Origin of the sequence: Streptomyces longhuiensis, from assembly GCF_020616555.1 — a bacterium.
In the GTDB taxonomy this organism is placed as follows: domain Bacteria; phylum Actinomycetota; class Actinomycetes; order Streptomycetales; family Streptomycetaceae; genus Streptomyces; species Streptomyces longhuiensis.
On sequence record NZ_CP085173.1, the window covers coordinates 1,123,395 to 1,145,790 of the forward strand.

Genomic DNA, 22,396 nt, shown 5'->3' on the forward strand with positions numbered 1-22,396 from the left:
GAGGGAGCCCGTCCGCAGGGGCCCGTCCGCAGGGGGCCTGTCCGGAGGATCTCCTCCGACTCTTCTCTGGCTCATCTCCAGAGCGACTGTCACCCCACCGACGAATGCCGCCCCGCCGGATCGACATCGGGAGCGAAAAAGTTCGCGGAATGTGCGCAAAGGTCGTCAGAGCTCCCCGTCTCCGCTGGTCAGCTCGCTGATGCGACTGGTCAGGTAGCGACGCTCGGCCTCGGTGGGCGCCAGTTTCAGGGCTTCCTCGTACGCCTGCCCGGCCTCGGCCCTCCGGCCGGAGCGTCGGAGCAGGTCGGCCCGGGTCGCGGGCAGCAGGTGGTAGCCGTCGAGCCGCCCGGATGCCGCCAGTTCGTCGACCAGCGCCAGACCGGCCGGGATTCCGTCCGCCATCGCGACCGCCACCGCACGGTTCAGCTCGACGACCGGGGACGGGGCCAACCGGGCCAGCTCCGCGTACAGCACCGCGATCTGCGGCCAGTCCGTGCTCGCCGCGTCGGGCGCGGTGGCATGGCAGGCGGCGATCGCGGCCTGGACCTGGTACGGCCCGGTACGCCGTCCGGCCAGCGCCTGGTCGAGCATCTCCACGCCCTCGGCGATCAGCCCCTGATCCCATCTGCGCCGGTCCTGCTTCTCCAGCGTGACGAGGACGCCGTCGGATGTACGGGTCATGCGGCGCGCCTCGTGCAGCAGCATCAGAGCGAGCAGTCCGCGCGGCTCGGGCTCGCCGGGCATCAGCCGGATCAGGACCCGGGCCAGCCGGATCGCCTCGGCGGTCAGCGCCCGGCGGGCGTCCTCGCCCACGTCGTCGTACCCCTCGTTGAAGATCAGGTAGAGCACCGCGAGGACCGAGGCGAGTCGCTGCGGGAGCAGGTCGGCGGGTGGCACGCGGTAGGGGATGCCGGCCTCGGCGATCTTGCGCTTGGCGCGGACCAGGCGCTGCGCCATCGTCGGTTCGGCCGTCAGAAAGGCCCGGGCGATCTCGGCCGTGCTCAGCCCGGCCAGCGTACGCAGGGTGAGCGCGACCCGGGCCGGGAAGGGAAGCGCCGGATGGCAGCAGGTGAAGATCAGCCGCAACCGCTCGTCCGGGATGTCCTCCACCGGCGGTTCACCCTGATCGGGGGTGGTCACGGCGAGCCGGCGCAGCTTGGCCGCGCCGACGGCGTCGCGCCGCAGCCGGTCGGTCGCGCGGTTGCGGGCGGTGGTGGTGAGCCATGCGCCCGGGAGGCGCGGCACGCCGTCTCGTGTCCAGGTCGTCAGCGCGGCGGCGAACGCGTCCTGCGCGCAGTCCTCCGCCAGGTCCCAGTCGCCCGTCATCCCGATCAAGGTCGCGACCACCTGGCCCCACTCGTCCCGGAACGCCGCGTCGACGGCCTTCCGGACCCGGTCGTCCGGCGTGGTCATCCCCAGACCGGGCGGATCTCGACGCCGCCCCAGCGCGCGTAGGGATGGCCTTCGGCGATCGCGATCGCCTCGTCCAGGTCCGCGCACTCGACGATCACGAAGCCGCCGACGAAGTCCTTGGTCTCCGCGAACGGGCCGTCCGACACCAGGGTTTCACCGTCCCGGACCCGGACCGTGGTCGCGTCCACCACCGGACGCAGCCGCGCACCGACGAGCATGGCGCCCCGCCGGTCGAGATCCGCGAGCCAGGCCTGATGTACGGGGTCCGCCTCGAGTTCCTCGTTGCTGGGCGAAACCTTCTCGTCGTCGCAGATGAGCAGCACGTACTTCACTCTGTTCATTCTGCCCCCGATGCCGCCGGCGCGAGCGGGCTTCGGGGCCGGGTCCAGGCTTCCTCGTGAGCGTGAGAGTCTCCGGGTGTGTCAGAGATGTCGAGCCGGTTGGAGCCGGCCTTGGTCGAGGCCTGCTCTCCTTCGTGGTCACAACGTGTTCGGGCCGGGCGTGACCTCGCATCGCTCGCCCATGTTCCCGAGGCTGCGGAAGCGTTGGTGGGGCTGCTGCTGGACGTCGAGGACACGGCGGTCACCCGGCAGACGGCAGAGGCCCTCGCCCGCGTGGGAACGACGGCCTCTGTCAGGCTCCTCGCTCTCGCGGTTGCCGAGGCTGACGACAACCAGGCCGACTGGCTGGAGACCGGAGTGCATGACGCGCTCGTGGGGCCGGACAGTGCGCCGGGCGTCGCAACGGTCTGCGGACAGCTCGGTCGGGATCCAGTAGCAGCTGTCCGTACAGGCGCCGCGGAGGTCATGGCGTGGACAGACGGCAGACCAGGTCCACCATGATCGGCTACCCAGTGGCTGTCGCCGCGTCCACGGTCTCGGACGCGGCCGGCTCGTCGGGGGTCGGCGGCGTGCGGTACGCACGGAGGGAGGCATTCGTCGCCGCCACCGCAGCGACTGCCAGCGCGGCGGAGAGGCCGCCGGTGACCAGGGCGAAGGGGGCGGAGGTGGCCGATGCCATCAACCCGCCCCGGAAGTTGCCGAGTTCGGGGCCCGCAACGCCGATGACGTGCTCCACCGAGGAGACCCTCCCCCGGTACGCGTCCGGGGTCTCCAGCTGGACCAGCGCACTGCGGGTGATGACGGAAACGGTGTCGGCGGCGCCGGCCACGGCCAGGCATCCGAGCGCCGACCACAGCGGCCCGGCCAGGCCGAAGCCCGCCAGCGCGAGGCCCCAGACGGCGGCCGCGCACAGCTGGACCAGGCCGCCACGGCGACGGCGCGTCACCGTGCCGGAGACAAGGCCGGCCGCGATCCCGCCGACCGCGACGGCCGAGAGGAACAGGCCGAGCGTCTGTGGGTTGCCGCCGAAGCGGATCTCGTTGACCAGCGGGAAGAGCGCGATCGGCATGGCGAGCAGCGTCGCGGACAGGTCGGTGGCCATCGAGCCCCACAGTGTCGGGCGGCGCAGGACGATCCGCCATCCTCCGCGCTCCGGGCGTCGCCCGGCGACCGTCGCGTCGGTGACCTCTGGCTTCATGGCCGGGAGCCGGATCACCGCGAGCACCGACGCCACCGTCGCCACGGCCTGGGCGGCGTATGCGGCAGGGAGGTCCCAGCGGGCGATGATCAGCCCGGCCAGCGCGGGCCCGGCCAGCATCGCCACCTGGAACGAGATGTTCGTCAGCGCGAGACCGGCCGCGACCTGGTCGGCCGGAAGCAGCCGGACGGGGAAGGTGCGCCGGGCAGGGGCACCCAGTGCGCCGCAAGCGGTCCCGGCGGCAACCAGGGCGAGCAGCAGGAAGACGTTCCGGTTGCCCGCCGCGGCTTGAGCACACAGCCCTGCGGCGACCAGCAGTTGACCTGCCGTAGTGGCCCGCACGAGCGCCCGGCGGTCGACGCTGTCGGCCAACGTGCCGCCGAGCAGCCCGAACAGCACCATCGGCAGGCCGGTGGCGAGCCCGATGGCGCCGGTGCCCACCGTGCTGCCGGTCAGGTCCCAGACCTGGGCGAGCACCGCCACCGTCGCCATCTGGCCGCCGAGTTGGGAGGCCGAGGTGCCGATCCACAGGTCGCGGAAGGGGCGACTGCTGAGCAGCGGGCGGGTGTCGAGGAACCGGACACGCCTGGTCACTGTGGTGGCTCCGTGAGGTGGTGGAGGATCCGTTCCCGCATCGACCGGTGCTCCAGTGCCCGCCGCACCTCGTCGACGACAGCGGTCATCGCATGCGGGATCTCGCCGTCCAGCTCGGCGACCGTCGCGTGCGTGGCCCGCCACTCGGCCTCGAGGAAAGGCACCAGCGAACGTCCGCGCTCGGTCAGGTTGATCCGCCGGGTGCGGGCGTCGGGCCCCGGTTCGGAGGTGACCAGATCCTCCTTGCGCATGGCGGCAATGGTCTGGCTGATTGCGGAGTGCGAGCGGTTCAGGGACTCCGCGAGTTCGCGGATGGTCAGGGGTCCGGTGTGGGCGAGCCGGATCAGCGGATACGCGAACCGCGGCCGCACCCCCTCGATGCCACGCTCGACGTAGACCTGCTCGATCTCGGCGTCCATGGCGGCCAGCAGCTGGTGCAGCGACTGCCAGGGATCGGGCAGCGCCGTGGGATCAGTGGATGTCACAGCGCTAATATAACAGCGCTGCGATAAATGGACCTGCGCCGCCGCCCAACCGAACTGGCTGAACCGGAGCAACTGGATCAACTGGCCGAACTGGCCGAACTGGCCGAACTGGGGCGCAGGCCGCCGACAGGACACAGGACACGGAGCACCTCGACTTGATAGGCAAGCGATGAGTTGCCTATGCTGCGGCCATGGCCGACGATCTCTTCAAAGCCTTGGCCGACCCCACCCGCCGCACCATCCTCGACGAGCTCGCGGAGCAGTCCGGACAGACACTGTTCGAGATCTGTGGGCGACTGAGCATGAAGCACCAGCTCGGCATCTCACGCCAGGGCGTCTCCCAGCACCTCGCCGTACTGGAGGCCGCCGGACTCGTCGAGACCAGGCGGGAGGGCCGCTACAAGTTCCATGACCTCAACACGGCGCCGTTGCGCCACATCGCCGAACGATGGCCCGTGCCCGACACATCCGGACCGGAGGAGAGCACCTCATGAAGATCCACCTGACCAGCATCTTCGTCGACGACCAGGCCAAGGCCGAGCACTTCTACACCGAGGTCCTCGGCTTCGTGAAGAAGCACGACGTCCCGGTGGGCGAGAAGGACCGCTGGCTGACCGTCGTCTCGCCCGACGAGCCGGGCGGCACCGAACTCCTCCTGGAGCCGGCCGGCCACCCGGCCGTCAAGCCCTACCGCGACACGCTCGTCGCGGACGGCATCCCTCTCGCCCAGTTCGCCGTCGACGACGTCAGGGCGGAGTACGAGCGTCTGCGCGCCCTCGGCGTGGTCTTCACCCAGGAACCCGTGGAGATGGGCCCCGTCACCACCGCCGTCTTCGACGACACGTGCGGCAACCTGATCCAGATCGCGACGAAGCCGGAGTAGGCGACCGACCGCGCGGGAGGCCGCCGGCCGGTACTACGCCTCGTCGGGCTTCGCGGCCAGTGCGTGGAACTCGGCAAGCAGGCCAAGGACGTTGCCGAGCTGCTCCCGCGCCGTCGGATCGGTGATCACTCCGTCCGGGCCGATCATCCGGCGCTCCACGGGGATCCTCGTGCAGGCCGACTCCACGATGTCGGCGCCCGTGTAGCCGAGTACGGTGCGCAGGGTCGCCGCGGCGCCCTCGCCCCGGCCCGGGGCAGCCGCGTTCACGAAGGCCACGGGCTTGTCGCAGATCTCGGTGCCGCCGACCGTCCAGTCCAGCAGGTTCTTGAACGAACCCGGCAGAGTGCCCGCGTACTCCGGCGTGCAGATCAGGATCGCCGTCGCCTCCGCGATCGCCGCGCGCAACGCGGCCACGGGGACCGGCAACGGGTCGGCGTCATCGTCGGGGTTGAAATGCGGAAGCGCCGCCAGTCCGTCGTACATGACCGTGCGCGCCCGAGGGGAGGCCAGGGCCTGCGCGGTGCGCAGCACGGCCTCGTTGGAGGAACCGGCGCGCAGGCTTCCGGACAGCAGCAGGATCGAAGGCAGCATAGACATCCGCTCAACCTATCGAGCCGTTCACCGGTTCCGGCCACTACTCCCCTGCGACACACGATCGTGGCCCAACTCCCCTGCCTTCGCCTTTAGTTGTCCAGGACGGCAAGCGACGCCGCACTCCGGCACCTGCGAACTCTCACCATCCCCACGCCGCTGCCACCCGGCGTACGACACCCGTCACCCGCCCTCCTGAAGCGGGCCCCGCCATCCAGGCGTAGGCGTCCAACGCGGCTTGCCGCGCTTGTGACCCTCCCGCTACGTTCGACCATCAGGCGTTTCACCCCTCGCATGGAGACCTCGCCCATGTCGCAGCTGGAGATCGATGCCGTCGTCTTCGACGTACTCGGCACCCTCGTCGACGAGCCCGCCGGTATCCGTAACGGCATTCGTGAACTCGACCCGTCGCTCGACGACCTCGGTGTCGAACGGCTCTTCTCGCTGTGGCAGCAGCACATCGAGCGCGAGCAGCGTCGCATCCTCGACGGCGGTCGGCCCTACGTCACCAGTGACGCGCTCGACCGAGAGACCGCCCGGCTCGTCGCCGACGCCGCCGGAGTCGGCGACCCGGCCGCCATCGCGGCGCTTGCCCGGTCGGGCCGACGGCTTCCGCCGTGGCCCGACACCGTGACCGGCCTCGCCCGACTCGCGGAACGGCACCCGCTGATCGGGCTCTCCAACGCGAGCCGGACGGCGCTGCTGGAAGTCAACGCCCACGCCGGCCTGCGCTGGCACCAGGCGCTGTCCGCCGAGGACGCCCGCACCTACAAGCCGGACCCAGCGGTCTACCAGTTGGCCGTCACGGTCTCCGGACGACCGCCCGAGCGGCTGCTGATGGTCGCCACCCACGCCTGGGACCTGCGTGCGGCCCGGACCATCGGCCTGCGCACCGCCTACGTCACCCGCCCCGTCGGCGACCCGCCCACCGCCGCGGACCGATTCGACCTCTACGCCGACGGCTTGGACGACCTGGCCGACCAGCTCGACAAGAGCGGGCCTGCCCGGCTCGCCCGGCCCAATCCTTAGGGTTCGGCCGACCTGCGCTGCCCGACCGTCACATGACGCTCGCGCGAGGACTCACGACCGAGTCCGGATCGCCCGACGTCCATACCGTGTCGCAGGAAGTGCAGGCGAATCTGTTGGACAGGCCGTCGGTGTGGCAGCCGCAGCTGGGGCACTGTTCCGTCGTGAAGTAGGCGTTCACGACATACGAGCGTAGTCGCGAACGCCTTTGATGCTGCCGACTGTTCGTTCGCTTCATGGGGTCCGACGACTCCGTTGCCGGGCGGATGAGAGGTTCTCGGCGGGACACCTGACGGGCCCGGTCAGTCCAGGGAGAACGGGTCCTTCGCCGACGGTGTCGCGTGTGGAGCGAACAGCCCGTCCGGCACCTGCTCGATCGGCAGGGGTTCGCTCGTCCGGTGGCCGTCGGCGCAACCGGCGAACGGTCCCGTGACCGGGTCCAGCAGGGCGCTCAGATGCGGGTCGACATGGTGGAGCCACCAGTTCGACATTCCCAGCGCACCGTCCCACCGCAATGTCTCCCAGGCGCGCCACATGGAGTCCAGCCGGGACAGCGCCTGAGCGTGCCTGAACCAGCTCGGGCACCACACCCGCCCGGATTCGGGGGTGGGCCGGGGGACGAAATAGATGAACCGGTCGGCCACGAACTCGGCCACGTTCGGGTAGTACAGCTCTGCCGGCCGGGTGGCGCTCTCCTCGTCCATCCGGATGTCCTCGAGCGACTCGTCCCTCTCCCCGTCGGGCGGTGATGTTGTCACGGCGTCATGCTCCCTTTCGCAGCTGTACGTCGATTGCCTCGGCATGGCGGCCAAGGCGTTCCAGGACTCTGGTGAGCGTGTTGAGGGCCCCGGTCAGGTCGGCCTGGCGCGTGCTCGGGTCCTGGTCCACGAGGCGGCGGTAGATGCGGACGGCCCGCCGCGCCGGTTGCTCCGCACGGGCGGCCCGGCGCCAGTCGCGGCGACCGCACAGGCTCAGCGCTCTGGCCAGTCGGCACAGGAGCAGCGCGCGCTGGGCCGGCGGTTCGCCGGGACGGTCCACCAGCGTCAGGCAGGCCTGCTCCGCCTGTAGCGCGGTGCGCCATGCCTCGGCCTCGTTCCCCGTCGAGGCCCGCGCCTCGGCCAACCGTAGGAGCGCGAAGCACAGCGGGCGTTCGTGGCGGTCCGGGTTCGTGACGAGCAGGCGGCTGCGAAGGCTCACCTCGTGCTCCGCGATACGGACGGCCTCGTGGAAGGTGCTCGTCATCAGCAGGACGCGGGCCAGCTGCGCGCAGGTGGCGGCCAGGTCCTCCTCATGTCTCGCGTCGCCGGCCGAGAGCCGTACGCGCAGCTCGTACGCCTCCCGCAGGGACGTCACGGCGCGGTCGGCCGTCACCACGGAGGTGGCGTAGCTCGTGCCGAGGTCGTGCAGACACCAGGCCAGCCCCTCGCGCCCCTCCTCGGTGACGCGGGACAGCCGGCGGTAGAGGGGTTGCGCCTGCCGCAGCAGGATGCGCTCCGCGACCGGACGGTCGTACTTGCGGTACAGGTCGGAGAGGTCATGGAGGGCAGTGGCATACCCCTCCGTGTAGAGGCTGGGGGCGTACTCCCCGAGGCGGTGCCGGACGGCGAGAGCCTGGTTCAAAGCGGTGAGCGCGTCCGCCGAGCGGCCAAGGGCATCGTAGGAGTGGGCGAGTCTGAGCGCCGTCCCGGACTGATTCTTCAAGTCGCTCGCACTGAGCGGGAGTTCAGTGAGCTCGTACGTCGCCAGGGCCTCCTCGAAACCCTCCACCGCCGCCCGGTGGTCGCCCGCGCTCGCATGGTAGGTCGCGAGCGCGCTCACCGACTGGGCCAGAGCGGGAACCGGTGTCCCGTACGGTTGGCGCGTCAGGGCCCGGCGGTGCTCGACAGCCTCTGCGATGGACTCCCGTGCCGCCGCGGCGTCCCCCGCGTCGGACTGTTCCCAGGCCAGGTTGTGCAGCATCTGCGCCAGAGTGGAGCGGTGGACGCCGGGGAGATCCCCGGCCAGCGGGCGCAGCAGTTCGATCGCTTCCCGTACCAGCGCCATGGCCTCGCCGGGTGGCCGGGTGGCGTTGCTGTAGTCGACCGCGAGGCCCATCAGCGCGCTCGCGAGGTCGGCGGTGTAGGCGTCGGGGTTCTCCCTGGCCAACCGGCGCGCGGTCTCGGCCGCCTCCTCACTCAGCGACAGCGCCTCCGAATGCCGCTGGAGGCGCCACAGGTTCGCCCCTCGCTCCGCCAGCGCCTTGGTGAGCAGGAGGGGATCCAGATCGGGGTGCCGGGCCATCAGGGTGCGGGCGCGTCGGACGGCCTCGTCCGTGTGGTCGTCGGACCTGGCGATCTGGTCGAAGGGAATCGCGCTCGGGTCGAGCCGCCAGGCCACCTGTGACTGGTTGATGAGCGCCCGCACCAGACCGCGCTCGCGTTTCTCCCCGTCCTCGCCGCCCTCTGCCGCGAGCGTGCGGAAGAGATCCAGCGCCTGGTCCCCGGCGTCGTGAGCCTCCATCAGGTGCCTTGTCATGCGCCGGGCTTGCGAGAGCGCCAGCAGCGAGTCGGCCCACTCCGTTCGGTGCGTGCTCGCCCCGTCGTCCGCCTGCTTCCTGCGGATCGCGGCCGCGTCGTCGGCCGCCACCCTGGCTTCCTCCCAGTCACCGACCGCCATGTGCCGCTCCGCCAGGTTGTGCAGCGCCCACGCGCGGTCGCGCAGCTCCTGGGGGCTGTCGCCCGTGGCTCGGCACAGGCGGCTCAGTTCGCGGGCGACGTCAAGGGCGTACTCGCGCAGCACATGGGACTGTTCCGGCAGTGCGTCGGAGTGCGCGCGCAGGGCCGCGACTGTCAGCGGTGCGTCGGAGGTCGGCCCGCTGGTGGTGTGTGGCTCGCCGTCGGGAGCCGGGCGCACCGCCTCGCGGAGCCGGTCGATGATGATGCGGGCCTCGCGCGTGCGGCCCTCGTTGACGTGAGCGACGGCAGACCGGGCCAGTACGGTGAGCGCCTGCACCTGTTGATGGTCCGGGGCTCCGGCGAGCAGCCTGCCGAGGAGCCCCGCATCGTCGATGACCTGCTCGGAGGCCTGGTACTCCGCCAGCCGGTCCGGTTCGAGCTGACCCCAGTAGCGGCCCTCGGGCGGCGGATACAGGTCGCGCAGCCAGGCGGCGATGTCCGCGGTCAGCCACGCTGGTTCGTCGGGCAGCAGCCGGGCGATGGTGGCACGGGCTTCCCCCTCGTCCTGCGCGGGACACAGCACGGCCGCCGCCACGGCCCGCGCCTGCAGCCGCTGCGCCCGCCGGCCCATGCCCCACTCCTCGGCGGAGTCCTGCCAGTACTTCTGCTCGTGCCAAAGGAGTTGGGACTCCAGCGCGTCCCCGGCCGGCTGGGGGACGACCCGTACGTGGCGCAGCAGCGCGGCAAGGGCCGCCATCTGAACGGTCAGCGCCGTCTCGACCCGCGGGCCCGCACCTCGGACCGCTGCCGGGAGGGCGTCGGGGAGCCGGGCCCAGTCGACGTCCGTCTCACCGGTCACCTCGGCCAGGTGGCCGGAGAGGTCGCGGGCCGCCGTCCGAAAGGCGAGCTCCCGGTCCACGGCACCCGTGCTGAGGGCGTGCAGCCGGGTCTCGGGGAGAGCGCCGGTCGCCCTGGTCCGCCAGGAACCGAGGGAGCGGGCGAGAAGCAACAGGCGTACCGGATGTCTGGCCTCCTCGGTCTGCTCCCGCAGCTCCCTGACCAGCTCGGGCCGGGTCTCGGCGTAGTCGACGACGAGGAGCAGGGGGTGCTGGACGGTGCGCAGCGCGTCCAGGCCGCGTGGCTTATGACGTACCTGCCCGGCCACCCAGCCGCGGTTCCTCAGCCGCGCCATCACCTGCCGCGCCAGTCGGGTCTTGCCCTGCCCGCCCGGGGCGGTGATCACGCGGACAGCGGTTACGCCGTCGGAATCCGCCAGGCACCACTGCTCCAGGTCGGCGAGGGTGTCCTCCCTGCCGTGGAACGACACGACCTCGGTGTCGGCCCGCAACAGCATGGTGGGGGACGTCACCTCCCGTTTGGGCGCCGACTCCAACAGGTCGGCGAGCTCGGCCGGTTCGGGCTGCGGGTCGACGGAGGTCGCCTCCCTGACCACGGCGCGGAAGTCGTCGCAGGCCAGCAGGTCCTCGCTGCGGGTGTACGTCAGCCGGGTGCCGTGGCGCGGCCGGCGGTCCGCGCGCACCACTCCGAGCAGCAGCTTCCCGCGCTCCTGGAAGAGGGCCGCGCCCGACATCCCGGACCACGGGGTGATGTTCACGGCGGTCTCGTGATCGAGCCCAGCGGTGTCGAATCCCAACAGGCCCGCGTCGTCGATGATTTCGGAGGTCCTGCCGCCGTGCGGCCTGACCCGGCCGAGCAGTTGCTCGCGGTTCCGGCCGCCGTCCGCGGAACGCTGCTGCCGGGGGAATCCCGTGGCGGCGACCCGCAGCTCGGAACCGCCCGTCACGCACCAGCCCCAGCGTTGCGGGCGACGGCCGAGGGCGCCGCGCAGTGTCGTGGGCGTGGACCACTCCGGGTGATCGGCCGGGACCTCCAACAGGGCGGCGTCCACGGCCTCGTCAAGCCGTCGCCACCGCACCACCACCGGGAACGGCGCCGAATCCCGCAGCGCAACAGTGACGTCGGCCCGCACTTCCGGCGGCGGCAACAGATGCGCGGCGGTCAGGACGAGCCGCGGCGCGATCAGATAGCCACTGCCGATGCCGGCGCCGCGGACAAGAACGACCTGTTCCTCCTCCATCAGCCCACCGCCGTACTAGTCGACGTCGCCCACGGCCACGTCTCCACCGCCGCGGCGCTCCGGGTTCAGACGCAGGGTCACGCGCTGGGCGGAGCGCTTCGACCGCTCCTGGCGGCCGTTGGCCTCCGCTACGCCGAACCGCAGGGCCCCGCCGCCATTTCGCGTGCGCACCAGCTCGATCTCGAACTCCGCGGTGATCTCGCCCAGCACGAAGCGCAACTCCGAGCCCTGGCCGCGGCGTTGCGCCTCCGACAGCTGGGAACGCAACACCTCGATGGCGTCAGCCAGGTCCAGCCAGTCCTCGTCGCGTTCCCTGCTCGCCATGCCCTACCCCTCGTCGCGACTTCAGCATGCGCACCCAGTCTAGTGATCCCGGGTCACTCTCACCCCTACGAGCCGTCATCCCGCACGAAACGCGGACAGCGATCCGCGGACAGCCGGACCGCGGCCACTCCGTCGGCGCTGACCACGCGCCCTCCAGACGAGCTGGACGTGCTAGACGAGGTCGAGAACGGCCCGCAGTGCGTTCGGGCGTCGATCGACGGGCAGGTGGTCGACCAGATGAACGGGACACCCGAGCGCCGCGGCCCCGATGTCCGCGACGCGATCGTCGCCGACCATGAGGACCTCCTCGGGCGGCAGTCCGAGCTTGTCGCAGGCCACTTGGAAGAGCCCCGGATCCGGCTTCTGCATCCCGTGTTCGAAGGACAGGACGTACGCGTCGACGAGGCCGTCGACACCGTGGTCGCGGAAGACGGGCCGCAGGTCCCAGCCGATATTGCTCACCACGGCGACCGGAACGCCCCGCCCGCGCAGAGCACGTAGAGTCACCTCGGTGTCCGGATAGGGGCGCCATGCGGCCGCAGCGCGGTGCCGGTCGTACAGCGCCTCGGCCAGTTCCGCCGACGGGAGGGACGCCTCGCGGGCGAGAGCGGTGAACGCAGCACGGTGTTGCTCGGCGCTGAGGTCCCGTTCACGCCACAGCCCCTCGAGATGCGACGGCAGCGCGCGAGGCGGACCGCCTCCGGGCAGAGCCCCCGCCTCGGTCAATCGACCGGCACACGCGGCGAGTTCGTCCGCACTCATATCGAGTCCGGCCTCGGCGACCACCGCTCCCAGCCACTCCGCAACCGACTCGATACGGAAAAGCGTCCCGGAAAAATCGAACATCACACCTTTGACCATGCCGGTGATCCTCGCCTTCCCCGTCACCGGTACGCAAGCCCGGCAGGGGGCCAGGAAACGGACGAGGCCGTCGGCGCCTACGTCACGAGTTGGCGCCTACGTCACGACTTCCGGTACGTCACCAGCGGTGTGGCGTCACCGAGGTTCCTGAGCTCCATCGGCGCGTCCGCGGTCGCCACCACGTACTCGGAATTGAACTCCTCGGGCGGGCAGTACGTGGTCTTCTCGCCCTCCAGGAGCTTGGCTCCCCTGGGCTGTACGCGGTCCTCCCAGATGTTGATCAAGTCCATGCGGACCTTGCACGGGGGACCCTTGAGCATCTCGACCGTGGCCGACGCGGGCACGTTGAGCCTGCTCTGCCGGAAGGTCACCTGGTGGCTGCCGTCCTCGGCGCGCCAGGTGCCGAGGAACCGTTCGCCGAGCTTCTTGTACGTGGTCGCGACCTCGCCGAAACCCTTGCCCGCGCGCCAGTCGAGCGTCGTCGTGCCGGCCCATGACTTGGTCGAGAACGTCGCCGACTTCCCGTTCCGGGCGATGTCGACCCGGTCCCAGCCGTCCCAGTTCTTGGCCATGTGGGTGTCCCACTTCCCCAGTCCCCCGGTGCCGACGGCGGCGACGCTCTCCGTCGGCGGCTCGCCGTCCCGGCAATACTGTCCGAAGTTGGCGCGGACGGTGACGGTGGTGCGTTCTGCCTTCAGGTCGATGCCTCGGCAGGGGTCGGCCTTGGTGGTGTAGACCGTCTTCGACTTGGACCAGGGCTTTCCGCCGGCGCTCCGGTGCCGTTCGAGCAGGCCCCTACCGGCCTGGTAGCGCAGGGAGACGCGGCGTCCGTCGGACAGTTCGACGACCGCCTCGTCATCGGTGTCCTTGACGACCCGCGACGCCCCGGCCGGCGCGGCCGAGGCGTCGCTCTGACAGGCGGTGATGCCGGCTGTGGCCAACAGCACGGCCCCGGCGACACCGAAGACACACTCGCGTTGCATCTACGTCCCTCAATTATCGAAGTGAGCTCTTGGACAACTGACGCGCGCCGGGCCGGAACCGTTGCACGACTCGCCCATCTTCCACTCCTGGGGCGGGGCGACGGCCGTCATCACCGCCTGCCACCGAACTGCCAGTTGTGGACTTCGATCTCGGCGTAGAGACCCACGGTCAGCACCGCGCATGCCGTGTCGGGGTCCGGCGCCCGGACCAGTGCCGCCGTGCCCAGCCAGGTGACGCCGTCGTCGGACAGCAGAGGCCCGTACGCGATCAAGTCGTCCTGTTCGGCAGGCACATCGAGGTCGGCGGACTGCCCCGCACCAAGGCCGAGCACCAGGTAACGGTTGCCTTCGGTCGGCCCGCCGGGGTAGTCCCACATGGTGCGCCCGAGCCTGTTGTCCCATCGGCGCAGCATCACGTCCCGGTACACGCCGGCCTGATAGCCGGGTTCGTCGAACGCGAACGCGCGTGCCGCGGCGGTGTCCGGCAGGTCGACGATGTGCACACTCCCCGTCGGCTCCTCACCGTCGCCGCTGAGCGTCGGGCCTCGCGCGATCAGCTCTTTGGCGTACTGGTCCATGTAGGACCAGTGCTCTTCCAGCAACTCTTGGCGTAGCGCAAGGGAGTCGAGACGATCGCGGTGGTAGCAGAAGAACTCCATGCGGACACTCTCCACCATCATGTCCCGCGTCATCTCGCAGTCGTCCTCATTCGGCCTGCGAGCAAGGTCACCAGAAACGGGCAGCCACTTGGACGGACAGGTCGGCCGGATCGGGCCGGCCAACCGGATCGGGCCGGCCAGCGGGCCCGGCGGTCGTCCGGCCCAGCGGTCGTCCGGCCCGGCGGTCGTCCGGGGAGCACCGCCGGGCCAGGCACACCTCATCGTCCGTCCAGACCGGGTTATCCCAGCTGGCCGGGCTGGTAGTCGCCGGCCGGCGTCTGGACGATGACGTTCCCACGGTTGAACGCGTTGATGATGGCGATCTGCGACACCAGGGCGACGAGCTGGTCCTCGTCGTAGTACTTGGCGGCATTCGCCCAGACCTCGTCCGGGACACCACCGGCCGCATCGGCGAGGCGGGTCCCCTGCTCCGTCAGCTCCAGCGCCGCGCGCTCGGCCTCGGTGTAGACCGTGGCCTCCCTCCACGCCGCGACCAGGTTGAGGCGCGTCGAGGTCTCACCGGCGGCAGCGGCGTCCTTGGTGTGCATGTCGAGGCAGCCGCCGCACCCGTTGATCTGGCTGGCGCGGATCTTCACCAGTTCCAGCGTCGCGTGCGGCACCGAAGACTCGGCGAGTACCTGGTTCGCCGCGATGATGTGCTTCCAGATCTTCATGGCCGTCGGGTTGCCGAACATGTTCAAACGGGCGTTCATCGTGAACTCCTCCGTCGTTGCCGATGTCTACACCCCTATGACGAAACGGCTCCGCGCGCTGTGACATGGCCGCATGTGACCTGCGTCTCCACGTCATGTGCTGTGGGATCACCTCGGTCTTCATGCAGAACGGAGGCTTCGGCGGGGCGGCGTGGAACATCGCGACCCTCGCCGCCGTCGCGGGCTTCGCCGAGTGGTTCTGGGGTGAGCCGCTGACGCTCTGTCTGTTCGCGGCGGGCATTCTGCTGCCCGAGCGGGTCGACGCGCTGTGGGGCGAGACCTCCCGCAGCACCGACCCTCGTATCTTCGCGGGCAGCTCGGGCGCGACGTACTTCCTGGGCGCGACGCTCGCCGCGGCGCTGCTGCTGCGTGGTGGCGCCGACGAGGTGCCCGACAAGGGTTCCCAAGGCGCGGGACCCGACGCCTAGGGCTCAGCCGACGAGGGCTCGTCCCGCCGGATCGCTCGCAAGACCGCCCGCACGCCCGCCGGTAAGAACCGCCTGCTCGCGCTCGCCGTGCCCGTGCTCGGGCCGGCGATGTGGCTCACCCAGGAGAACGGCCACGGGCTGGTCGCCTGCTACGGGTTCACCCTCGGGGCACGCGCCTGGGTCGCGTTCCGTACGGTCCTGCGCCCGGACCGCGACCTGCGACAGCCGCCGCGCACGACGATGGCCCGCTGGCCGGGCTCGTCGGCCGCCGGGCCCGGAGCGCCGCGTAGCGGGAGCTCCCGCCCCCGGCCGCATCTCCCTCCGCCCCAACATCGCCGTCGCGGACACGGCGTCATATCCGGGCTCCGTCCCCGGCGGTAAGTACCCTGCACGCATGATCAACGGCGCTCACGTCATCATCTACAGCCAGAACGCGGAGGCGGACCGCGCCTTCTTCAGGGATGTTCTGGGGTATCCGCACGTCGATGCCGGCGACGGCTGGCTCATCTTCAAGCTGCCTCCGGCCGAGGTGGCGGTCCACCCCTCCGACGCACCGTCACACGAGCTGTACCTGATGTGCGATGACGTCAACGCGACGGTCGATGAGCTCTCGGCGAAAGGGGTCACCTGCGCCCCGGTCACGAACGCCGGCTGGGGCCTCAAGACCGGGATCCGGCTGCCGGGCGGCGGCGAGCTGGGCCTCTACCAGCCGCGCCACGAAACGGCCCACAACCTCTGACGACCTCTCCACGGCCGGATGGCCAGGGTCGGATGGCCACGGTCGGATCGGCTGCCTGTCAGGCCCGCGGAATGGCGCGTCCCGTGGGTCGGTACTCCATCACCAGCACCCTGCCGTCCAGGTCATGATGGCTCACCAGCTCCAGGTCGGCCGACCCCACACCCTCGAACAACGGCTCGCGGCCCGACTCCCCCACGAGCAGTGGAAAGGTCGTCAGCCTCAGGCGGTCCACGAGGCCCGCTTCGAGGAGTTGCCGGACCACGGACAGACTGCCCATGGTCCGCAGGGGCACATGGCCCTCGCTCTTGAGCCGGGTGACCTCGGCGATCAGGTCGTCGTGGCACACGCGTGTGTCCTGCCATGAGACCGTGTTCAGCGTCGACGAGAAGACGACCTTGTCCACTCCGGGCACCGGGTCCGTGCCCGCGCCATCCGTCTCCCCGGAGAGGCCCGCGAGGGCCTCGTAGGTGCGCCGCCCCATGAGCACCAGCTGCGGCCCGGCCAGTTCCTCGCGGATCCACTCCTCGAGCATGGGCCCGTCGTAGCCGAAGTAGGCGGGCGATGTCGCGCTGCCGGCATACCCGTCAACCGAGACGAACACATCGACGGTGAGTGTCTGCATGGCCATACCTCCGAACGGCTCGCACCTTCCGTGCCACGTCCGCTCCCATCGGCCGTGGCCTCCAGTAGAGACGTCGGAGCGGCATCGCGTGATTCGACCTGTTCAGCCAACCACGTCGCCCGCTCCTCCGGGTCGCTACGAGCCGCTGTCCGTGGGGCGATGCGCGATCCACAGCTGGCGCGTGGAGCGCACCACCAGGTCGTCGCGACGGCGTACGTCCGCGGGGCCCCCGTTCACCAGAGTGTCCAGCGCTTCCAGGTCGGCCGGGTCGATGCGGCCGGCCAGTGGGCCGCGGATGCGGCTGAGCGTGCCGTGCGCGTAGAGCCCGGCGCTGCCGCCCGGCTCCGGGCGCAGTTCGAGACTCTCCGTGCGTTCGTCCTCCAGGGTGAATCCGGCCGATGCCAGCAGTGCGCCCCAGTCGGCTCCCATGTGGGGTAGCTCTTCGTCGTGCAGCGTCGTGAGGGCTTCGCGGCAGCGGCCTTCCAGTCCGGGGCGCTCCGGTACCGCGTCGTCGGCGAGGAAACGTGGCATCCCGTCCAGTTCGGCGATGGCCAGAACTCCGCCCGGGCGCAGCGCCTCGAAGATGATGCCGAGGGTCGCCGTGGGGTCGTCCATGTGGTGCATGGAGGCGGAGGCCCATACGAGGTCCGCGTCAGCGACGCCCGGAAGGCTCGTACCGGCGTCCGCTTCCAGCGGGTGGACGCGCGAGTCCAGGTTCTTGGCGGCGGCGGTTCGGGTCAGCTGTTCCAGCATGTGGGCGGAGCTGTCCACGGCCGTCACCTGGGCGGAGGGGAACTGCTTCAGCAGGGCGAACGTCCCGGTGCCGCTACCGGCACCGAGGTCCACGATCCGCTTGACGTCGTCCCCGGCCGCTTCGGCGATGGAACGCATCGAGGCAGCGAGGTAGGGCGCGAACAGTTCGGCATCGAGGTCGAGCAGTTCCGCGAGGCCGTCCTGCTCATGCTCATGCGTATGGGTGCCGTGGCCTTCATGCGCATGTGTGCCGTGACCATGGGAGTCATGGGCGCCGTGGCCGTTCTCGTGGGACCCCTGCCCGTGCGGCTGGGAGTGTGCGGGGGAACCGTGCGGTGCGGGCGTGGGGTGCGTCATGACATCGACCGTACGCGCCATTTCGTTCCGCGCATAAGGCCTTGCCTATGACGCAAGAAGATCCCTTGCCCGACGGCCTCCTGCGCAAGGGATCACGGCCTTGCGCGCCTCACGCGGCGGGTCACCCGACGAGCAGTCCTCCTCCCCCAACCGCCGGACACACCGCACCCCCACACCCTGGCCCAGACCTGGGCACCGGCCCCTGGCTCAGGCCCGCATACCGGCCCCCTGACTCAGACTTGATACCGGCCCGGCGCGAACAGCGCGATGTTCTCGGCCACCCACTGCGACGTCCGCTTCAGCCCGTCCTCCAGGGACACTTCGGGCTGCCACCCCGCCCACTCGCGTGCCCTCGCGTTGTCGGACAGCAGGCGCTCCACCTCGCTGCCTGACGGCCGCAGGCGCGCCGGGTCCACGACCACCTTCGCGTCGCGGCCGGACGCGGCGATCAGCGCCGTCGCCAGGTCCCCGACGGAGATCTCCCGCCCGGTACCGAGGTTGACCGCCTCGCCGAGCGCCCGGTCGCAGTCCGCGAGCGCCAGGAAACCGGCCGCGGTGTCGGTGACGTAGGTGAAGTCACGGGTCGGGGTGAGAGAGCCGAGCCTGATCTCCGTTGCACCCGCGTGCAGTTGGGACAGAATTGTCGGTATCACGGCACGCGCGGACTGCCGCGGACCGTAGGTGTTGAACGGCCGCACCACCGTCACCGGCAGTTCGAAGGCGTGCCAGTGCGACAGCGCCATCATGTCCGCGCCGATCTTGGAGGCGGAGTAGGGGGACTGCGGCTGGAGCGGATGCGTCTCGCTGATGGGGGCGGTCAGCGCGGTCCCGTACACCTCGCTGGTGGAGGTGTGCAGCAGGCGGCGGACGGAGTGGCGGCGGCAGGCCTCGGTGATGTTCTCGGTGCCGACGACGTTCGTCTGGACGTAGGCGCCGGGCGAGTCGTAGCTGTACGGGATGCCGATGAGCGCGGCCAGGTGGAACACCGTGTCGCAGCCGGACACGGCGTCCATCACGCGGCCCGCGTCGCGTACGTCGCCCGCGATCATCTCGACGGGGCTGTGCGGGTCGCTCAGGTAGCGCGCCAGATTGCCCTTCTCCGCGTACGGCTTGTAGTGCACCATCGCGCGGACCCTCGCCCCTCGCTCCACGAGCATGTCGACGAGTGTCGAGCCGATGAATCCCTCGGCGCCGGTGACGAGGACGGTGCGGTTGTTCCAGTGGCTGTGGTCGGTCATGAGGTGAACTCCATTTCGTGGACGGGTGAGTTGGGGGTCCTGGCGAGCCTGATCACTTTCGCGGCGAGCAGGTCCGCCGCGTGGGCGTGGTTTCCGGGGTCCGCGGCCCGGCCCATCGCGGCGAGCCGGGACGGGTCGGCGAGCAGCGGCTCGACGAGGGCCGCGAGCCTCTCGGCGGTCGTTTCGCCGTCGGGTACGAGGTGGGCGGCGCCCGCGTCGGACAGGACGCGGGCGTTGTGCGTCTGGTGGTCGCCGGGGGCGTGCGGGTACGGCACGAGGACGGCGGGCACTCGGGTGGTGGCGAGTTCGGCGACGGTCGCCGAGCCTGCCCGGCAGACGACGAGGTCGGCGACCGCGTACGCCAGATCCATGCGGTCGAGGTAGGGCACGGCCCGCGCGACCGGCGAATCCCCGAGCCGCCGCCTGGTCTCGTCGAGCGCGGCGGGTCCTGTCTTGATCAGCAGATGGACGTCAGGGCGGTGCCGCCAGCGCGCGGCGAGCCCGACGGCGGCCTCGGTGAGCCGCGCCGCGCCGAGGCTGCCGCCGTTGAACAGCACGACCCGCGCGCCGTCGGGTATCCCGAAAGCCTGCCGGGCCTCGGCGCGCAGGGCGGTCCGGTCGAGGGTGGCGAGCTGTGCGGCGATGGGCATGCCGACGGTGTCGGCGTCCTGGCCGCCGGACAGGTGCGCGCGGCTGCGGTCGAAGGCGACGGTGATGTGCGGGGTGAGCCGCGCGGCGAACTGGTTGGCGCGGCCCGGCACCGCGTTGGACTCGTGGATCACGCTCGGCAGGCCCGCCATGCGTGCGCCGACGATGACGGGGGCACTCGGATAGCCGCCCATGCCGACGGCCACCTGGGCACTCTGGGCTCGCAGAATGCCGCGGCACTGGGCCCCGGACCGGATCAGGGCCGCGGGCAGCAGGTAACGCTTGGCGCCGAGGGCCGGGTCGAAGGGGATCATGTCTACGGTGTGCAGGCGGAATCCGGCGCCCGGGATCAGCTTGGTCTCCAGGCCCCGCTCGGTGCCGACGAAGGAGATCACCGCGTCCGGGTCGGCCCGGCGCAGCGCTTCGGCGAGCGCCAGCCCGGGGTAGATGTGGCCGCCGGTGCCGCCCGCACCGATCACGACGGAGAGTGGTGTGCGCATGGCGGCCACACTCGTGGGGCGGTTTAAGAGGGTTCTAAGAGTCCCGTTTGGCAGTCTTTGCGGCATGACCAAGATCCTCGTAGTCGATGACGAGCCGGAAGTGCGGGCAGCCGTCGAGGACGGACTGGCCGTCGAGGGATACGAGGTGCGCGGCGCGCGCGACGGCCTCGAAGCGCTCTCGGCGGTCTCGTCCTGGCAGCCCGACGCGCTCGTCCTCGATGTGATGATGCCGGTCCTGGACGGGCTCGGGGTGTGCCGTCAGCTGCGGGCGATGGGCGACCGTACGCCCGTACTCGTCCTCACGGCGCTCGACTCGGTGAGCGAGCGCGTCGACGGCCTGGACGCGGGCGCGGACGACTACCTGGTGAAGCCGTTCGCGCTCGACGAACTGGTGGCGCGGGTACGTGCGCTGCTGCGGCGGACCGCACCGACCCCCACCGCGGGCGGGCTGGAGTACGCGGACCTGGTCCTCGACCCCGACACCCGTACGGGTCGGCGAGCCGGCCGCCCGCTGGAGTTCAGCCGCACCGAAGCGGCACTCCTCGAACTGCTGATGCGCCACCCCGGACAGGTCCTGCCGCGCGAGCTGATCCTGGAACTCGTATGGGGCCGCGACTTCGGCCCCGACTCCAACTCCCTTGCCGTATACGTCGGTTATCTTCGCCGGAAGCTGGAGGCCGGTGGCGAACCGCGCCTCGTCCACACCGTCCACGGCATCGGATACCGGCTGGACGTGGCATGAGCGGCGTGCGCAGGCTCGGGCACCGCTGGCGGCGGCAACGGCCGCTGCGCACCCGCCTCACGGTTGCGGCCTCGGCGGCGGTGGCGCTGGTCGCGGTCGGCGTGTGCACGGCGGCGTTCTTCGTGATCCGGTACGAGATGTTTCACCAGCTCGACCTGAACCTGACACAGTCGGCGACGCGGGTGATCCAGGAGAACCGGGACGCCGGACCACAGGTCGTGGCGGGAGAGTGCCGCTACCTGTCGGCGCCGGCCTGCGCGCAGATCGCGCCGGCCCTGCCGGCCGAGGACCCTGCCCACCCCTATCTCCTGCCCGTCTCGGCGCCGGTCCGCGAGGTGGCCACGGGCGATCGTGCCCCGTACTTCAGCAACATCACGCTCTCCGGCAAGCCCATGCGGATGCTGACGACCCGCCTCGGCGACGACAAGGCCCTTCAGGTCGCGCTCCGTTCGGACAGCGTCGAGAAGGGGGTGCGCCAGGCGGCCGGGCTGCTGGCCGTGATCGGTGCGGCGGGCGTCCTGCTGGCGGCCGGGCTCGGCTACTGGGTGTCCAGGACCGGACTCGCGCCGGTCGCCAGGCTGACCGCGACCGCCGAACGCATCGCGTCGACCCGCGACCCGCGCCACCGCATCGAACTGCCACCGGGCCCACCGGGCCGTCAGGACGAGGTGACCCGCCTCGCCGCGAGCTTCAACACGATGCTGGGCGAACTCGAGCAGTCGGTGACGGCACAGCGCCGCCTGGTCGCGGACGCCTCGCACGAGCTTCGCACACCACTCACCGCGCTGCGCACGAACGCGGAACTCCTCGCCCGCGCCGACCGGTTGACCGACGCGCAGCGCGACCGGGCGGCGGGCGCGCTGGCACGGCAGCTGCGCGAAGTGACGGGCCTGGTGAACGACTTGATCGAACTGGCCAGGGACGAGGAGCCCACGCCACTGCTCGAAGAGGTGCGGATCGCCGCGCTTGCCGAACACGCGGTGGCGGCCGCCCGCGCGCACTGGCCCAGCACCCCCTTCACCCTGCACATCGCCCCGGATGCCGCCGAGACCGTACGGCCGGGGGTTCCCGCCCGACTGACCAGGCTGCTGACGAACTTGCTGGACAACGCGGCGAAGTTCAGCCCGGAAGGGCTCCCGGTGGAGGTGGAACTCACCGCGTCCCGGCACGCGGGGTCGGGGTCGGGGTCGGAATCGGGGTCGGGGCCGAGGTCGAGGTCGAGGTCGAGGTCGGGCGAGCGTCTCGAACTGACGGTCCGCGACCACGGCCCCGGGATCACCACGGAGGACCTGCCGTATGTCTTCGACCGCTTCTACCGCGCGGAAACGGCCCGCGCCCTGCCCGGTTCGGGCCTCGGTCTGGCCATGGCCCGCCAGATCGCCCGGGCCCACGGCGCGGACCTGACGGCAGAGCAGGCACAGGGAGGAGGGGCACTGTTCCGACTGACGTTCGCGTGAGGACGGTATCCGCCCCGGCGGCGCAGCGCGTGGCGAAAGGGAAGAATGGCTGCCGGACACCGAAACGCACGCAGGCTGGAACAGGGAGG

At 70.9% G+C, this 22,396-nt stretch carries 23 protein-coding genes; 7 read left to right on the forward strand and 16 right to left on the reverse strand.

Going from position 1 to position 22,396, the window contains the following annotated elements; genetic code table 11:
• Positions 1-165: 165 nt before the first annotated feature.
• The 4 genes from LGI35_RS05280 to LGI35_RS05300 all read right to left on the reverse strand — a co-directional run bounded on the left by LGI35_RS05280 (position 166) and on the right by LGI35_RS05300 (position 4,031).
• The gene (locus LGI35_RS05280; RefSeq protein ID WP_227292737.1) at positions 166-1,413 is read right to left on the reverse strand and encodes an RNA polymerase sigma factor; all 1,248 of its coding nucleotides are present in this window, start codon (positions 1,411-1,413) and stop codon (positions 166-168) included.
• Positions 1,410-1,745, reverse strand: a complete 336-nt coding sequence (locus tag LGI35_RS05285; protein ID WP_227292738.1) for a YciI family protein — start codon at positions 1,743-1,745, stop codon at positions 1,410-1,412. Before LGI35_RS05285 ends, LGI35_RS05280 begins: the two co-directional genes overlap by 4 nt.
• Before the next feature lie 514 nt (positions 1,746-2,259).
• Complete coding sequence (locus LGI35_RS05295) at positions 2,260-3,546, reverse strand: MFS transporter (protein ID WP_227292739.1); 1,287 nt, start codon at positions 3,544-3,546, stop codon at positions 2,260-2,262.
• Complete coding sequence (locus LGI35_RS05300) at positions 3,543-4,031, reverse strand: MarR family winged helix-turn-helix transcriptional regulator (protein ID WP_227292740.1); 489 nt, start codon at positions 4,029-4,031, stop codon at positions 3,543-3,545. The genes LGI35_RS05295 and LGI35_RS05300 overlap by 4 nt, the downstream gene beginning before the upstream one ends.
• A gap of 191 nt (positions 4,032-4,222) precedes the next feature.
• Here LGI35_RS05300 and LGI35_RS05305 point away from each other — a divergent pair, with 191 nt between their 5' ends.
• Together LGI35_RS05305 and LGI35_RS05310 are read left to right on the forward strand one after the other, a co-directional pair.
• Complete coding sequence (locus LGI35_RS05305) at positions 4,223-4,525, forward strand: ArsR/SmtB family transcription factor (protein ID WP_227292741.1); 303 nt, start codon at positions 4,223-4,225, stop codon at positions 4,523-4,525.
• Positions 4,522-4,914 (forward strand): VOC family protein, encoded by a 393-nt coding sequence (locus tag LGI35_RS05310; protein WP_227292742.1) that lies wholly within the window; start codon positions 4,522-4,524, stop codon positions 4,912-4,914. The genes LGI35_RS05305 and LGI35_RS05310 overlap by 4 nt, the downstream gene beginning before the upstream one ends.
• Before the next feature lie 33 nt (positions 4,915-4,947).
• Here LGI35_RS05310 and LGI35_RS05315 read toward each other — a convergent pair whose 3' ends face one another.
• Complete coding sequence (locus LGI35_RS05315; protein WP_227292743.1) at positions 4,948-5,511, reverse strand: NADPH-dependent FMN reductase; 564 nt, start codon at positions 5,509-5,511, stop codon at positions 4,948-4,950.
• A gap of 303 nt (positions 5,512-5,814) precedes the next feature.
• Between LGI35_RS05315 and LGI35_RS05320 the strand changes: the two genes are divergently transcribed.
• The gene (locus tag LGI35_RS05320) at positions 5,815-6,534 is read left to right on the forward strand and encodes a haloacid dehalogenase type II (RefSeq protein WP_227292744.1); all 720 of its coding nucleotides are present in this window, start codon (positions 5,815-5,817) and stop codon (positions 6,532-6,534) included.
• A 299-nt stretch (positions 6,535-6,833) separates the two neighbouring features.
• Here the strand turns inward: LGI35_RS05320 and LGI35_RS05325 are convergent, their stop codons facing one another.
• The 7 genes from LGI35_RS05325 to LGI35_RS05355 all read right to left on the reverse strand — a co-directional run bounded on the left by LGI35_RS05325 (position 6,834) and on the right by LGI35_RS05355 (position 14,823).
• Entirely contained in the window at positions 6,834-7,289 is a 456-nt protein-coding gene (locus LGI35_RS05325; RefSeq protein ID WP_227292745.1) for a DUF4913 domain-containing protein, read from the reverse strand.
• Positions 7,290-7,293: 4 nt separating this feature from the next.
• Positions 7,294-11,283, reverse strand: coding sequence for a serine protease (locus LGI35_RS05330; RefSeq protein WP_227292746.1), 3,990 nt, complete (start codon positions 11,281-11,283; stop codon positions 7,294-7,296).
• Between the two features lie 15 nt (positions 11,284-11,298).
• The gene (locus LGI35_RS05335) at positions 11,299-11,607 is read right to left on the reverse strand and encodes a trypco2 family protein (protein WP_227292747.1); all 309 of its coding nucleotides are present in this window, start codon (positions 11,605-11,607) and stop codon (positions 11,299-11,301) included.
• 171 nt (positions 11,608-11,778) lie between these two features.
• Positions 11,779-12,468 (reverse strand): HAD family hydrolase, encoded by a 690-nt coding sequence (locus LGI35_RS05340; RefSeq protein WP_227292748.1) that lies wholly within the window; start codon positions 12,466-12,468, stop codon positions 11,779-11,781.
• 101 nt (positions 12,469-12,569) lie between these two features.
• The gene (locus LGI35_RS05345) at positions 12,570-13,451 is read right to left on the reverse strand and encodes a hypothetical protein (protein ID WP_227292749.1); all 882 of its coding nucleotides are present in this window, start codon (positions 13,449-13,451) and stop codon (positions 12,570-12,572) included.
• Positions 13,452-13,561: 110 nt separating this feature from the next.
• Positions 13,562-14,110, reverse strand: a complete 549-nt coding sequence (locus tag LGI35_RS05350) for a YciI family protein (protein WP_227300205.1) — start codon at positions 14,108-14,110, stop codon at positions 13,562-13,564.
• A 239-nt stretch (positions 14,111-14,349) separates the two neighbouring features.
• Complete coding sequence (locus LGI35_RS05355) at positions 14,350-14,823, reverse strand: carboxymuconolactone decarboxylase family protein (RefSeq protein WP_227292750.1); 474 nt, start codon at positions 14,821-14,823, stop codon at positions 14,350-14,352.
• Between the two features lie 122 nt (positions 14,824-14,945).
• Between LGI35_RS05355 and LGI35_RS05360 the strand changes: the two genes are divergently transcribed.
• Entirely contained in the window at positions 14,946-15,251 is a 306-nt protein-coding gene (locus LGI35_RS05360) for a hypothetical protein (protein WP_227292751.1), read from the forward strand.
• 394 nt (positions 15,252-15,645) lie between these two features.
• Positions 15,646-15,990, forward strand: coding sequence for a VOC family protein (locus tag LGI35_RS05365; protein WP_227292752.1), 345 nt, complete (start codon positions 15,646-15,648; stop codon positions 15,988-15,990).
• 58 nt (positions 15,991-16,048) lie between these two features.
• Here LGI35_RS05365 and LGI35_RS05370 read toward each other — a convergent pair whose 3' ends face one another.
• The 4 genes from LGI35_RS05370 to LGI35_RS05385 form a co-directional block, all read right to left on the reverse strand.
• Complete coding sequence (locus LGI35_RS05370) at positions 16,049-16,612, reverse strand: dihydrofolate reductase family protein (protein WP_227292753.1); 564 nt, start codon at positions 16,610-16,612, stop codon at positions 16,049-16,051.
• A gap of 135 nt (positions 16,613-16,747) precedes the next feature.
• A complete protein-coding gene (locus tag LGI35_RS05375) occupies positions 16,748-17,722 on the reverse strand; it encodes a class I SAM-dependent methyltransferase (protein ID WP_227292754.1) in 975 nt (324 codons plus the stop codon).
• Positions 17,723-17,955: 233 nt separating this feature from the next.
• Positions 17,956-18,960 carry an SDR family NAD(P)-dependent oxidoreductase gene (locus tag LGI35_RS05380; RefSeq protein ID WP_227292755.1) on the reverse strand — a complete coding sequence of 335 codons (1,005 nt, stop codon included), beginning with the start codon at positions 18,958-18,960 and terminating at the stop codon, positions 17,956-17,958.
• Entirely contained in the window at positions 18,957-20,108 is a 1,152-nt protein-coding gene (locus LGI35_RS05385) for a UDP-N-acetylglucosamine--N-acetylmuramyl-(pentapeptide) pyrophosphoryl-undecaprenol N-acetylglucosamine transferase (protein WP_227292756.1), read from the reverse strand. Before LGI35_RS05385 ends, LGI35_RS05380 begins: the two co-directional genes overlap by 4 nt.
• 64 nt (positions 20,109-20,172) lie before the next feature.
• Between LGI35_RS05385 and LGI35_RS05390 the strand changes: the two genes are divergently transcribed.
• Positions 20,173-20,850: a response regulator transcription factor gene (locus LGI35_RS05390; RefSeq protein ID WP_227292757.1), complete on the forward strand. Its 678-nt coding sequence runs from the start codon at positions 20,173-20,175 to the stop codon at positions 20,848-20,850.
• Positions 20,847-22,307, forward strand: coding sequence for a HAMP domain-containing sensor histidine kinase (locus LGI35_RS05395; protein WP_227292758.1), 1,461 nt, complete (start codon positions 20,847-20,849; stop codon positions 22,305-22,307). Before LGI35_RS05390 ends, LGI35_RS05395 begins: the two co-directional genes overlap by 4 nt.
• Positions 22,308-22,396: the final 89 nt, after the last annotated feature.